This is a genomic window from Glycocaulis sp., from assembly GCF_050485565.1.
Taxonomy (GTDB): Bacteria; Pseudomonadota; Alphaproteobacteria; order Caulobacterales; family Maricaulaceae; genus Glycocaulis.
This window is the reverse complement of the sequence record NZ_JBJHBQ010000002.1, coordinates 251,087-264,746: the sequence shown is the minus strand read 5'-3', so window position 1 is coordinate 264,746 and position 13,660 is coordinate 251,087. Positions and strand designations below refer to the sequence as shown.

Here is a 13,660-nt window from a genome sequence, read left to right as displayed (position 1 = left end):
GAACTCCCGGCCAAGCGTAGCGCAGAGCCGGGACCAGGTGCAGGATAAAGCCCTCGTCCTTCGAGACGGCCTGACGGCCCCTCAGGATGAGGGCTTTAGATGCGCTTTTCCCTCATCCTGAGGGTGAGCGAAGCGAACGTCTCGAAGGACGAGGGAAAAGCCCCTCAAACGGAGGCCCCTACGCCTTCCTCGCCCGCAAGCGCAGGAACACGATCAGGCTGAGGATGAGGAACACGGCCGGCTGGACCAGAAGATGCGGGCCGACCTCCGTGGCTTCCACGCCCGCCATGCCGGTCGCCCGCTCCAGCACCTCGGCGAAGAGATCGCCCGGTGTGCGGTCCGGCTCGCTCACCTGCATCATCGCCAGCGGCATCAGCGTCGCCGCCGCGTTGAACGTGCCGTGGGCGGCAGCCGCGCCCCACACGCCGCGCTCGGCATAGGCGTAGAGCGCGAAGAACAGCCCCGTCGCGGCAATCCCGAACACGGCCATCAGGCCATAGGCGACGCCGGACACCATCACATGCAGATGGAAGGCACCAAAGATCACGCTGGAGCCGATAATGGCCGCCACCGCGCCCCAGCGCGCGGTCAGCGTGCTCATCAGCCAGCCGCGGAAGATGACCTCCTCCGCCCCGCCCTGAATGAGGAAGGTGATAATCGCAAACAGGGCAAACCCGATAAAGGCTCCGCCCGCCAGCACCGCCCAGTCGGCATCATCGGGTCCGGTCATGTCGCGCATCTCCTCCGGCACCGCGCCGGGCGCAATTGCGGTGAGCGCGGCCATCACCCCGCCCAGCAGCACGACAAGGCCCACACCGATGGCAAGACCGCGCAGATAGCGCGCCAGCCAGCGATTAGCGGTGAAGCCCATGGACGCGAAACTGCGCCGTTCAAACGCCTTCGCCCATACGATGATGAGCGCCGCCCACAGAGCGAACTGCATGAGAATGCCGGGCAGCAGCACATCGCCGGAAACCGCCGCCTCGCCCTGTTCGGTTACGGCCTCCAGCCCGCCCGGCGCACCGGCAGCGGCCACCGCCATAAGAATCACCAGGGGGATGGCGGAAATGGCGTAGGTGAGGATCAGGATAAACGGCGTCGCCCAGCCGTAAGAGCGCCGCGATGCGGGTGCCCACGGCGCGTAGAGCGCCTGCCAGCTCGGCGGAATGAGCGCCTGCTCCGTCATGCGTATCAGCCCTCTGACGGCGCGTTGCCAACCGACTCGGCCGGTGCGGCGAGGTCGGTCTCGACCGGACCATCGCCGCCATCATGGCGCACGGCCGCATAGGCGCCGACGCCGTGCCACAATCCTTCAAAAGCGATCTGGAACACCAGCTGCGCGAAGATCATCACACACAGGGCGATAATGGCCGCCGGGCTGGTGAGGATGCTGGTAATCATGGCCCGGACCTGTTCGGGGTCGGGATCCACACCGCTCATCAGATCAGCCCAGAACGGCGACATCGCTCCCATCATGCCGCCCATCACCGCAATCTGCTGGACCATCGTCAGGACCATCGAGCCGCCAATCGCGATAAGGATCAGCACAAAATAGGTCAGCACCAGCCAGCCCACTATGCGCTTCGTGGCGGCAAAGGAGTGGAACAGGCGAAAGCCCTTCTGGCGCACGGTGAGGGCTGGACCAGCGGCAAAACGCACGCAGATAATGATCGCTGCCACTACGAAGCCGACCACCGCGATGAACCAGATCAGCCCGTTGAGCAGCGCCGCCCATAGCGCGCCATCAGCTGCGGCATTGATGCCCATTGTGGTGACAACAATCAGCCCGAAGAACAGCGCACCCGCGACATAGCCCGCGATCACCAACGCCACGAGGCAAAGATTGACCAGCAGCAGGCGGCCCTCGTCTGCGCCCAGGCGGAAGGGTATGCCGCCCGCCACCTCGTTGCGCGTCATCAGGCGCAGCCACGCGGCTTGCGCCATCAGCGCGACAACAAGCGAGGCGATCACGATCACCGGCGAGAGGGCCAGCAGCGTACCCGCGGCGGCGAACACATCGCTCGGATCGGGATCGTCCGTCGTCGCGGCCATTTCGAGAATGGACTGGATGGCAGGCAGGCCAAACACCAGCAGAACCCCGACAATCACCCCATAGGCGATGATCTGCCACAGCGCAATCGTAAACGCGCCGCCCGGATTGCGGCCAACGCATTTGAAAAACCAGAAGGCCGCGCTGGTGAAATCATACTTCGCGTCTGTGGTGGTGGTCATGGTGATTGTCCCTGCCCAGTGCCGATATGGCCGGAACGTATCACGCGCCCGTGAGCGCGCCACCGTCTATCAGGCGTTTATGACGCAAATTTCATGTAGAGGCGGGCATGCAGCCCCATCAGCGGCGTCAGCACGAACGCCACCGAACCGCCCACCAGCACCGCGCGCAACAGCGCTATGACGGCCAGATTGAGCGTGTCGGCGCGTACGCCCTGCGCCGGGTTGTAGCCGGTTGCGCCCTCCACGAGGAAGGCAAACGCGGCCAAGAGCGCGATGCCCGGCAGCACGGCCAGCGTGCCGGTGATGAAGCCGCCAAGCCCGCGCCCCTGCAGGATCGGCCAGGCCGCCAGAAGCTGCACCTTGCCGCGCGCCAGCGTGGCCGGAATACCGGGCAGAAGACGCGAGATGAACCAGAGCGCGAACGCCCCGAACACCGCGATCAGCGCCGCCGCGATCAGCCATTCGGCTGTGTTGAACAGGCTGAATATGTTCACAAAACCTTCGGGCGGCTCGGTCAGGCCGGTGCGCTCCGCGCCCAGTATCGCCAGCGCGCCCAGCATGAAGGCCAGCATGACAAAGGCCGTCCCCAGCACGGTCAGCACAAGTATCACCGTCAGGCCCGCCACCAGCACCAGCCGCGACACGTCGCGCGCACGCGCCTTGATATCTCCTGCTTCCAGATCCAGCGCCGGGCGCGTGACCAGCACGGCGGCAATCACCCAGGCATGAAAGCCCAGAATGAAGAGCAGCGTGACCCCAATCAGGCCCGGCCCGGCCTCTCCAGTGAGCGAGAAGACCAGCGCTTCAAGCGCGGCCACGCCCGCGCACAGGGCGCTGGCCGCCAGCACGGCGCGGGGATGGCGGACGATAAGGGCAAGCCCGTCTTTCAGGGCATCGGCATGGATGAGTGTCATGGCAGCGGGACTTAGCCCGCTCTGCCCGCTCTGCCAAGGATCAGGGTGACGCAGGGGCAGGCCCTGCCCTGCCGGTTTGAGCCTTTTCCCGTGCGGCGCTATATGGGCGCCATGACACAGACCCAACCCATACACATCATTGGCGGCGGCATGGCCGGTTCCGAAGCGGCCTGGCAGGCGGCAGAATCTGGCGCGCGCGTGATCCTGCACGAGATGCGCCCGGTGCGCCGCACTGAAGCCCACCAGACAGACGGGCTTGCTGAGCTGGTCTGCTCCAACTCCTTCCGCTCTGACGACCATGAGACCAACGCAGTCGGCCTCTTACACGAGGAAATGCGCCGGGCGAACTCGCTCATCATGGCAATGGGTGATGCAAATCAGGTGCCTGCGGGCGGCGCGCTGGCCGTCGACCGCGAGGCGTTTTCCCGCGCCGTCACGGCGAAGCTGGAAGCGCACCCGAATATCGAGATACGCCGCGAGGAGATCGCCGGGCTGCCGCCGGAAGACTGGGACAATGTGATCGTGGCAACCGGCCCCCTCACCTCGCCTGCGCTGGCAGAGGCGGTGCACGGGCTGACGGGTGAAGGTGAGCTGGCCTTCTTTGACGCCATCGCGCCGATCATCTTCGCCGACAGCATCGATATGGACGTGGCGTGGAAGCAGTCACGCTATGACAAGGGCGAGACAGAGGAAGACCGCGCCGCCTATATCAACTGCCCGATGGACCGCGAGCAGTATCACGCCTTCGTCGAAGCGCTGCTGGCCGGTGACAAGACGGTGTTCCGCGACTGGGAGAAGGACACGCCCTATTTCGAAGCCTGCCTGCCCATCGAAGTGATGGCCGAGCGCGGGATCGAAACGCTGCGCCACGGACCGATGAAGCCGCGCGGCCTGACCAATGCTCACAAGCCGGGCGAGAAGCCCTACGCTGTCGTCCAGCTGCGCCAGGACAATGCCCACGGCACGCTCTTCAACATGGTCGGCTTCCAGACCAAGCTGAAATACGGCGCGCAGACCGACATTTTCCGCATGATACCGGGGCTGGAGAACGCGCAGTTCGCGAGGCTCGGCGGCATCCACCGCAATACGTTCCTCAACTCGCCAAAGCTGCTGGATCCGGTGATGCGCCTGAAAGCGCGGCCCGCACTTCGCTTTGCAGGCCAGATCACCGGCGTTGAGGGCTATGTGGAAAGCGCGGCCATGGGGCTGCTCGCGGGCCGGTTTGCCGCCGCAGAGCGCCTCGGCATGCCGGTCAGCCCGCCTCCGCCTACAACGGCGCTTGGCGCGCTGCTTATGCACATCACGACCGGCCATGTGCCGGGCCGCAAGGGCGCGTTCCAGCCGATGAATGTCAATTTCGGCCTGTTCCCGGATATGACCGGACCGTCAAAGGGCCCCAATGGTGAGCGTCTGCGCGGCGCCGCCAAGGCCCAGGCCAAGAAGCGGCTGATGACGGCGCGTGCGCTGGCCGATTGCGATGCGTGGATCAGCCAGCCCGAAGCGGCCTGACACGCAACCCGCTCACCCTCGTATCGAGAAGCTGAACTGGGTAACGAAGCCCCGGCACCAGACCGGCTCGCCATCAATGGTTCGCGGCGAATACCGCCACCTTTCGACCATCCTGACCGCCTCTACACCGAAATCGGAGTAAGGCAGGGAGTACAGCACCCGGATATTATCGGTCCCGCCTTCGGGATTGATGTCAAAGCGGACCACCGCAAAACCTTCAGCACCGGCAAGTCCGGCGCGGATTGGATAGCGTGGATGTCCGCCTTCCAGCAATTCCGCCTCTACGCAATTGTCTCCGCATTCCAGGCGCTGGCGCGCAAGGCGGCGCTCACGAGCCTCAGGGGGCAGAAGGTAACCGGCCTGCGACAGCTGCCGGTCCAGATCGATGAGTTCACCGCTCGAGAGCTTATTGCGCAGATACTCGGTCCACAGCTCCATGGCATCGACCGTTTCTCCTTCCATGCCGGCAGATGCGAGGAAGTAATGGGCCGCAGACAGCCAGAATGCGGCGCGGCTGTCAGAGGACATGTGCGGCTGCACGCGCGACCCTGTGCGTGGCCGACTCCGTTCGGCCTGCAGAAACTCCGCCACTCCGGCATGAAAGGCCAGCATGCCCATGGTTGCCGATGGCGGCGCAGCCGCCAGCAAGTCCGACTCCAGCCCCTCACGAGCAATCAGTCCCGCCGGCACATGCCGGCCGGCGCGCGCGCGTTCGGTGACTTCCGTCAGGATAATCTGACTTGCCTCTTCCCCAACACTGCTATCGGTAAGGTCGGCGCGGCCTATCCTGTCGCGTGCATTCGCAATATAGGTGACAGCATCGCGCGTCAGCCGCCCATCTAATGCCGACGACGCCGCCAGACGCCATGTCTGCGCCCGGGTCAGCCAATCCTCATTAAGCCCGTCCAGCAGCTCCGCTGACGCGGCATAGGCACGCGCCGCATCCCTGTGCTGGCCCAGCGCCGCCAGCAACTCGGCATGATTATCGGTGAGCACGGCCAGCGTGAACGGGTCAATCCGGGCGGACTCGCCAGCTGACCTCGCAGCACCGGCCGCTTCAAGTGCCGCTTCCAGATCACCCGCTTCGAGGGCCTGCGTGTACGCGACAAACGGTTGCGTCACCGATTCCGGCAAATCCTGCGGCCAGGCGGCCGACACAAAAATGCCCATTGCGCCGAGCAGAGCGGCACAGATAAACCACAGATTTTTCAAGCGAACCCCCACCTTTTCAAATCAGCGTCCAGTTGAGCTGAAAAGAACTGTCAACGTCAAGACAGAACTGGCCCGCCTGCCGGCAACGGGCGCGAAAAGCCCGCTGGCGCTCAGACCCTGCCCGTGAGCGACGCACCCAGAAGACGCAGCTGGCGCAAGATCAGCGGCGTCTGCGCCGCTGGTGCATACGGGTTGGTCTGCCGTGCGGCCGCCTTCAGAACCGGGCGCGCCAGCCTGACATAGCCAATCGCCGGAAATATCTCTGCTGGCAGGCTCTTGCGTGATGCGTCCAGCACAGCTGCCGCGCCGCGCGCGGCGTCCACAAGCCCGCCGCGAGCCAGAAGAGCCTTATCAGGCTGCAGGCCCCGGCGCAGCACTTCAAGACTGGCTCCGCTGACCGCAAGTTCCTGTCCGGTAATGGGCGGGCGGCCTGCCGCGCACAGGCGCGTAAACTGGCGAAGCAGGCCCGCATACCCCCATAGACGCCCTGCCGCGATCAGGGCTGCGTGGCCCTCTTCGCCCGCCTGCCAGTCCGGCGCGCAAATCCCCGCAGCCAGCCGCATTACCAGCCCCGATGTGCGGTCGACATACGCCTCACGCTCGGCGGCGTCGGGGAAGGCCCCCTCGCCCAGATCGGCGTTGCGCGCCTCGATCATCACCGCCAGATCATCCTGAACAGGCCCGCCGCTTTGCCCGCGCAGGGCCGCCAGCGCCTCATAGACAGGGTGGCGGCGCACCCTTGGCGGACTGGCATAGAGGTCCGACACCGCATCGCGCGCCCAGGCGAGGCGCATCTCGCCGATAACCGGCTCGGTGACGCTGGCCGGGATACGCGCGATCTCCGCATTGAACGCATAAAGCGCCCACAGCCGCGCGCGTACTGTCTCCGGCGCGAACAGGGCGGCCAGATACCGGTCGGGATCGTCGCGGCGGACGGTGTCGATCAAGCTGTCAGCGGACACGCTAGGGGCTTTCATGCAGGAAGCGGGTGGCAATCGCACGCACATTTAGTCTTTTGGCTTGCAAATGTAGACCCGTCCGGGTGAGTTTTTGCGCCCGACAAATTTTCCGGAGATCTCCCCCATGTCCGACCCGCGCTGGCCTCTGTTATCGTCCCTGCTTGGTGCTGCCCTGCTGGCTGCCAGCCTTGCCGCCTGCTCCCAGCCTGCGGTCAGCACAGCAGAAGCGGTAAGCGAAACCGTACCCGCCGCCCGCACGCTCAACGGCGCTGGACTGGCCACCCTGGACGCGACGCTGGAAACCTTTGCCGCCGCGCAGGCGCGTTCCGGCTATGTCGCCCTGATCGCGCGCGACGGCGTGGTGCAACACATCTCCGAAACGGGCTTTGCCGATATCGAGAGCGCGCGGCCGATGACGGCCGACACGATGGTGCGCATCGCCTCCATGACCAAGCCGGTCACCGCCGCTGCCATCATGCAGCTGGCCGAGGATGGCGCGCTGAGCCTGGACCAGCCGCTGGCAGACATCATCCCGGCCTTTGCCGATACGCGCGTGGCCGTCTCTGTCAGCGCGAACGGTGAAGGCGAGATCGAGACAGTTCCCGCCGAACGCGCCATCACCATCGAGGACCTGCTCACCCACACCTCCGGCATTGGCTATGTCTTCGACTACGAGACCGATCTGGGCCGGCTCTATCTCACCCGCAATGTCTATGAAGACCGCGAGATGACGCTTGAGGAGCGGATCGACCATCTGGCCGGCCTGCCCCTCTACTTCCAGCCGGGCGAACGCTGGTACTATAGCTGGTCCAACGACATTCTGGGCCGGGTTGTCGAAGTGGTTTCGGGTCAGGATCTGGAAAGCTACATGCAGGCGCGCATCTTCCAGCCGCTCGGCATGGACAACACCACCTTCTTCCCCGGCGAGGAACGCCGCGAGCAGATCGCGACGCTCTACACCCATGACGAGAACGGCGCGATCCAGCCGGTCCCGGCCAGCCTTGATTTCGCCTTTGGCGCCAATGTTGCCGCTGGCGGCGCGGGTCTGTTCTCGACGGCCAACGACTTCTTCCGCTTTGCCCAGGCGCTGGCCAATGGCGGTGATCTGGACGGGACGCGCATCCTGTCAGCCGACAGCGTGGCGGCCATGAGCCGAGTGCATGTTGGCGCAGACCGCATGCCCGCGAATATGAACGCCGGCAATATGGGTTTTGGCTACTCGCTGGGCGTTATCTATGAGGGCCATGGCTCGGCTGCCAGCGGCTACCCGGCCGATTTTGGCTGGGGCGGGTATTTCGACACCGACTTCTTCGTCAGCCCCTCCACCGGCGTGGTCGCGCTGATCCTCGCCCAGCAGGATCCGTCATCGGCTACCACCCCGCGCGAAGGGGCGCGAGCCATCTTCCGCCAGCACATACAAGCCGTGATCGGCGAATAGACAAAAGCCCCCGGCAACAACCGGGGGCTTTTTTTCTTCTGCTGGATAGTCCGGCTCAGCCGAGCGTCTGATACCCCGCCATCGCCACCAGCATCGGCAGCGAGAGCAGCGTATTGGTGCGCGAGAACAGCATGGCGGTGCGCGCGGCCTTGGGCTTGGCGTCGGCCTCTGCCTCGACAATCCCCAGCGCGATTTTCTGGTTCGGCCAGATCACGAACCAGACATTGAACGCCATCACCAGCGCCAGCCACATGCCGATGCCCAGGAAGACATGGCCCGCCGTCGCCGCGCCGAGCAGACCGAAGGACAGCGTCTCCAGCCAGTAATTATTGACCACGGCCAGGACGAGGCCGGTCAGCACGGTGAAGGCCGCCGCCCAGCGGAACCAGAACAGGGCCTGCGGCGCGATATGCTTGGAGATCGCCGGCTTCTGCTCGTCCGGAATGGACGGCATGGTCGGTATCTGGACGAAGTTGAAATAGTAAAGCAGGCCGATCCACATGATGCCGACTACCACATGGGTCCAGCGCAGCGTGGCCGACCAGAAAATCTGGCTGTCCAGCCCCAGATTGGCAAAGAGCAGCGCGTAAACAAGCAGGAACGCCAGCGCCAGCGCGGCGGAGATGCCGACGGTCAGACGAAGATTGGTAAGAATAGCAGCCATGATGTCAGCCCCCTTGGCTCGAAATTGAGTCGCAAGGAGAGCATACGGCACAATGCCGCATGCTGGCCATCACCGGGGCGAAAGCTAGTCGTCGCGCTCGCCGGAATCGCGCCGGACACCGGTAATGGTGAGCAGCGGGGCCGCCACGAAGATCGACGAATAGGTACCGATCGCCACCCCCCAGATCAGGGCCAGGGCAAAGCCTTCCAGCGCCGGGCCGCCTATCGCCGCCATGGCAATAAGGGCAACAAGCGTGGTGCCTGACGTCAGGATCGTACGCGACAGGGTTGCGTTGATGGCAAGGTCGAGAACCTCCGGCGTCGGCAGGGATTTGTATTTGCGGAACATCTCCCGGATGCGGTCATAAATGACCACGGTGTCGTTCATCGAGTAGCCGACAATGGTGAGAATGGCCGCAATCGTGGGCAGGTTGAACTGGAGCTGGGTAACGGAGAAGAAGCCGATGGTGATGATGACGTCATGGGCCAGCGCCAGCACCGCGCCGACCGAGTACTGCCACTCAAAGCGCAGCCAGATATAGACGAGCATCAGGAAGAGCGAGACGAGCACCGCCGTCGCGCCAGCTATACGCAGCTCGTCCGACACCTGAGGGCTGATGACCTCCATGCGCTCGAAGCTGACATCGGGTACCGCCTCTACCAGAGCCGCGCGAACCAGCTGCTGCACGGCCTGCTGGGCCTGCGCCGCATCCAGCGCATCAAAACCTTCCAGCGCATTGATGACTTCAGGGTCGATCTCGCCGACGCGGATCAGCACGTCTTCCTCGGTGCCAAAGCCCTGAACCTGAACATCGCCGGGTACCGCCGCCGAGACCGCTTCACGTATCAGCGCGATATCGGCCGGGCCTTGCGTGCTGATTTCAATCGCCGTGCCGCCCCGGAAATCGATGCCGAGATTGAGCCCCATGGTGAAGAAGGCCGTCACCGACCCCAGCACCATGAACAGCGAGAGGATGAAGGCGCCCACCCGCATGCGGATGAAGCCGAACTTCGTCTCCACCGGCAGAAAGCGCACAAGGGCAAAACTGGAAAGATTCATGGTTTTCTCTCCCGCCTACATCGGCAGGGCTTTGGGCTTGGCGAAACGCAGCCAGCCCGCCAGAAGAAGCCGCGAGAACACAAAGGCGGTAAAGACCGATGTGAGGATGCCGATGCCCAGCGTCACGGCAAAGCCGCGCACCGGGCCTGCGCCCATCATGTAGAGCACGGCGGCCGCGATGAAAGTCGTCACGTTAGCGTCCAGAATGGCCGACAGCGCGTGCTGATAGCCGTTCTCGATGGCGTTGGTCACCGTCCGGCCTGATCGGTATTCCTCGCGGATGCGTTCATAGATCAGCACATTGGCGTCCACCGCCATGCCGATCGTCAGCACGATACCGGCAATGCCCGGCAGGGTCAGCGTTGCCTGCAGACCGGACAGACCGCCCATGAGCAGGCAGATATTGACGATCAGCGCGAGCGTGGACGCGATGCCGAAGAAACCATAGGCCAGCAGCATGAAAACGATGACGAGACTGAAACCGATAATGATCGCAGTCTGGCCGCGATCAATGGAATCCTGTCCCAGACCGGCACTGACCGAACGCTGCTCGACCGGCGTCAGGCGCGCAGGCAGCGCACCGGCATTGAGCATGTTGGCAAGATCGTTGGCGGACTGAACCGTGAAACCGCCATCAATCATGCCCGACCCGCCCATAATGGGTGAACGGATGCGCGGCGCGGAAATAATCACATCATCCAGCACGATGGCAAAGCGCCGCCCGACATTGGCGGCCGTCGCATCACCAAATGCGCGCGCGCCGGACGTGTTGAAGGTGAAGTTCACCGAAGGCTGGCCCGCCTCGTTGAACCCCTGGCTGGCGCGCACAAGCTGCTCGCCCGTCACCAGGGCGCGGCGTTGAACGGCCAGGAACGGCTCACTGGGCTCCTCGGTCGGCATGATGATGACGCCGGGCGGTGTACGCCCCTGCCCGTCGAAACCGGGGTCTACATTGGCCTCGACCATGTGGAAGGTCATGCGCGCGGTGGTGCCGACAATGTCGATAATGCGCTGCGGGTCGCTTTCGCCGGGCACCTGCACCAGAACCCGGTCATCGCCCTGGCGCACAATTGTCGGCTCGGTCGTGCCGGTGCCGTCAATACGCCGGCGGATAACCTCGACCGACTGGGTCACGGTGCGGCGCTGGATTTCGGCGAAGGCCGCTTCGGTAATGCCGACGCGGATCGTGCGCCCGTCGCGGTCTGCCTCGATTGACAGGGTCTGATCGAGACTTGCCTGCCCGAAGGAATTTGATATCGGCTCGTTGATGCTGCGCAGGCGGCGCAGGGCCGCCTCCATGTCTTCCGGGCGTGACAGGCGCACCACCACGCGGTCCTCAACCACCGCAGGGGCCGCCGTCAGTATGGGCGGCGGGTTGCGCAGCACCGTGCGCACATCATCGGCCAGCCGGATCAGGCGCTCGGAGCGCACCTCGTCCATATCCACCTGGAAGACCAGGTGCGAGCCGCCACGCAAGTCCAGCCCCAGATTGAGCGTGTCGCTGGGCAGAACCGTCCACACGCCTTGCGGACGGTCATCCGGGCCGTAACGCGTGCTCTCCGGCACGAAATTGGGCATCAGGAACAGCACCCCGATCAGGATGGTTCCAAGGATGAGGGCTATCTTCCAGCGGGCAAAATAAAGCATGGCGGATTGCAGATAGGGCGCAGCGGCGCTGAGCGCTAGCTGCGCGCGTCCTCATCGCTGTCATCGGCATCATCGTCGTCACGGCGCGAGCGCGACGGCTCGGTACGTGCACGCACTTCGGAAATCGTGTGGCGCACCACTTTCACGCGCACGCCCTGCGCCAGCTCGACGGTCAGCTCGCCATCGGCCACGCGCGTGACCTTGCCGATCAGACCGCCTGCGGTGACAACCTCATCGCCGCGGCGCAGTGCCTCGACCATTTCGCGGTGTTTCTTGACGCGCTGCTGCTGGGGACGGATCAGCAGGAAATAGAAGACGATGAAAATCAGAATGAACGGGAAGAGCTGGATCAGCAGCGCACCCATTCCGCCGCCGCCACCGGCAGCCGCAAGCGTCACAGAATCGAGAAATGCAGGCATGGTGTTGTATCCTTGGATGCAAGGGGGGATTTGCGCGGGACTATATCCACACGCACCGCAGGCGCAACTCGCATCCGCTTGTTGTGCTCAGTTATCAGCGGCGGGGCAGGTATTGCAGCGGATCGACCGGCGTCACACCGCGCCTGATCTCGAAATGCACCTGCACGCGGTTGGCTGATCCGGTTGAGCCTGCTTCGGCAATCACCGTACCCGCTTCCACCTGCTGCCCCACCGAGACACGCAGGACCGAATTGTGGGCATAGGCCGTTACCCAGTCGCCATGGCGCAGAAGGACAAGCTCGCCATAGCCCTGCAATTCATTGCCCGCATAGACCACTTCGCCAGCCGCCGCCGCGCGCACCGGCTCGCCGACATTGGCCGCTATCTTGATGCCGTCATTGCGCCGGCCGCCCGGCTGGGAGCCGAAATTGGCAACCACCTGACCGCCATGCGGCCAGCGAAATTCCGGCGCGCCCGCAACAGGCTGTGAAGGCTGAGGTGCCGGTTGCTGGGCGGGCTGACTAGTGGGCGGCGGTGTTTGTGCCGGGCGTTGGCTTGGCTGAGGCGCAGGGGTGGCCGCAGCTGTCTGCACCGGACGGGCGGCACCGGTCAGCTGCAATTCCTGTCCGGGATAGATCGTATAGGGCGCAGGAATGCCGTTGATCGAGGCCAGCTCCTGCTGGGTCATGCCATGGCTGACCGCGATGCGGTAAAGATTATCGCCGCGCCGGACCGTATAGGTGCGCGCCCCGCCGGGCATGACCAGCACCTGGCCTTCACGCAAGGTATAGGGGGCGGAAAGATTGTTCTCGGCAGCCAGATCGAGCCAGCGCACGCCGCAACGCTCGGCGATACCGCTGAGCGTGTCGCCGCGCCGGACGGTATGGCGAGGTCCGCAGCTGGGGGCTTGCTGCGCGGCGCTGCGCGAGACGGAGGACGAATCGCGAATAGGCTCAGGACGCGATGCGCACGCGCCAAGCGCTACGCAAAGCACCGCCAGAGCCGTCCATCGAAACGTCTGCGTTATCATCGGCCGCCATTCCTGCCCGCACCGAGAAGGGTACGGACAGGCATCATGGCGCGGGAGCGTTAATCACGCGTTAGCTACACGAGCAAGGGTCAGCGCGACGCGCTGGCATCGCCATCGGCTGGCGAAAGGCGCTCGAATTCACCCAGGCCGCAGCTGCCAACCAGCATGCTGGCCGGACCACTATCGACAACCCTGATGACTTCACCCCGGCAGAACTGCGTGCCGGACGTGGAGTATTGCAGATAGGTGCTCGTCCGGGCCGCGCCGCTGCAGCGGCCTCTCACGACATTCAGATACATGTCCCGATTACGCAATTCGACGAGGAAATGATGATCATCGAGCGGCTGGATCGAACGCAGCTGCGACAGGCTGATGCAAGAGCGGGTGTCTCCGGTGCGCTCAAACTGGGCCAGGCGCTCTGCCGCAGACTCGGTCATGTCCTGTGCCGATACGGCCGAAGCCATACCGAACGCCGCTGCCGCAGCGGTAAGTCCGGTGAAAAAGTGACGAGGTTTCATGCGGATATCTCCCTTGGAAGGCCATCCAGTCCCTGCGCCAAGGATGAAGCGTCCCGCCG

General features: G+C 64.3%; 13 protein-coding genes. 2 read left to right on the top strand and 11 right to left on the bottom strand.

The features are described 5' to 3' along the window. Positions 1-178: 178 nt before the first annotated feature. The 3 genes from ACQ5ID_RS03455 to ACQ5ID_RS03445 all read right to left on the bottom strand — a co-directional run bounded on the left by ACQ5ID_RS03455 (position 179) and on the right by ACQ5ID_RS03445 (position 3,146). Positions 179-1,186 carry a CPBP family intramembrane glutamic endopeptidase gene (locus ACQ5ID_RS03455; RefSeq protein WP_429911080.1) on the bottom strand — a complete coding sequence of 336 codons (1,008 nt, stop codon included), beginning with the start codon at positions 1,184-1,186 and terminating at the stop codon, positions 179-181. A 5-nt stretch (positions 1,187-1,191) separates the two neighbouring features. Beyond that, positions 1,192-2,232, bottom strand: coding sequence for a hypothetical protein (locus ACQ5ID_RS03450; protein ID WP_429911079.1), 1,041 nt, complete (start codon positions 2,230-2,232; stop codon positions 1,192-1,194). Between the two features lie 77 nt (positions 2,233-2,309). After that, positions 2,310-3,146 (bottom strand): hypothetical protein, encoded by an 837-nt coding sequence (locus ACQ5ID_RS03445; protein WP_429911078.1) that lies wholly within the window; start codon positions 3,144-3,146, stop codon positions 2,310-2,312. A gap of 111 nt (positions 3,147-3,257) precedes the next feature. Between ACQ5ID_RS03445 and trmFO the strand changes: the two genes are divergently transcribed. Beyond that, positions 3,258-4,655 (top strand): methylenetetrahydrofolate--tRNA-(uracil(54)-C(5))-methyltransferase (FADH(2)-oxidizing) TrmFO, encoded by a 1,398-nt coding sequence (gene trmFO / locus ACQ5ID_RS03440; RefSeq protein ID WP_429911077.1) that lies wholly within the window; start codon positions 3,258-3,260, stop codon positions 4,653-4,655. Positions 4,656-4,667: 12 nt separating this feature from the next. On the opposite strand, the gene ACQ5ID_RS03435 is transcribed toward trmFO, so the two are convergent. Then, the gene (locus ACQ5ID_RS03435; RefSeq protein ID WP_429911076.1) at positions 4,668-5,867 is read right to left on the bottom strand and encodes an energy transducer TonB; all 1,200 of its coding nucleotides are present in this window, start codon (positions 5,865-5,867) and stop codon (positions 4,668-4,670) included. 110 nt (positions 5,868-5,977) lie between these two features. Further along, positions 5,978-6,829, bottom strand: a complete 852-nt coding sequence (locus tag ACQ5ID_RS03430; protein WP_429911075.1) for a squalene/phytoene synthase family protein — start codon at positions 6,827-6,829, stop codon at positions 5,978-5,980. Between the two features lie 121 nt (positions 6,830-6,950). Between ACQ5ID_RS03430 and ACQ5ID_RS03425 the strand changes: the two genes are divergently transcribed. Then, the gene (locus tag ACQ5ID_RS03425; protein WP_429911074.1) at positions 6,951-8,264 is read left to right on the top strand and encodes a serine hydrolase domain-containing protein; all 1,314 of its coding nucleotides are present in this window, start codon (positions 6,951-6,953) and stop codon (positions 8,262-8,264) included. 55 nt (positions 8,265-8,319) lie between these two features. Here ACQ5ID_RS03425 and ACQ5ID_RS03420 read toward each other — a convergent pair whose 3' ends face one another. From ACQ5ID_RS03420 to ACQ5ID_RS03395, 6 genes are all read right to left on the bottom strand, one after another. Beyond that, positions 8,320-8,928, bottom strand: coding sequence for a urate hydroxylase PuuD (locus tag ACQ5ID_RS03420; RefSeq protein ID WP_429911073.1), 609 nt, complete (start codon positions 8,926-8,928; stop codon positions 8,320-8,322). Between the two features lie 84 nt (positions 8,929-9,012). Beyond that, positions 9,013-9,987 (bottom strand): protein translocase subunit SecF, encoded by a 975-nt coding sequence (gene secF, locus ACQ5ID_RS03415; protein WP_429911072.1) that lies wholly within the window; start codon positions 9,985-9,987, stop codon positions 9,013-9,015. 15 nt (positions 9,988-10,002) lie between these two features. After that, positions 10,003-11,634 carry a protein translocase subunit SecD gene (gene secD / locus ACQ5ID_RS03410; protein WP_429911071.1) on the bottom strand — a complete coding sequence of 544 codons (1,632 nt, stop codon included), beginning with the start codon at positions 11,632-11,634 and terminating at the stop codon, positions 10,003-10,005. Between the two features lie 35 nt (positions 11,635-11,669). Then, positions 11,670-12,053 (bottom strand): preprotein translocase subunit YajC, encoded by a 384-nt coding sequence (yajC, locus tag ACQ5ID_RS03405; RefSeq protein ID WP_429911070.1) that lies wholly within the window; start codon positions 12,051-12,053, stop codon positions 11,670-11,672. Positions 12,054-12,147: 94 nt separating this feature from the next. Next, entirely contained in the window at positions 12,148-13,083 is a 936-nt protein-coding gene (locus tag ACQ5ID_RS03400) for a LysM peptidoglycan-binding domain-containing protein (protein WP_429911069.1), read from the bottom strand. Positions 13,084-13,172: 89 nt separating this feature from the next. Continuing rightward, positions 13,173-13,601 (bottom strand): DUF6491 family protein, encoded by a 429-nt coding sequence (locus tag ACQ5ID_RS03395; RefSeq protein ID WP_429911068.1) that lies wholly within the window; start codon positions 13,599-13,601, stop codon positions 13,173-13,175. Positions 13,602-13,660 lie beyond the last annotated feature (59 nt).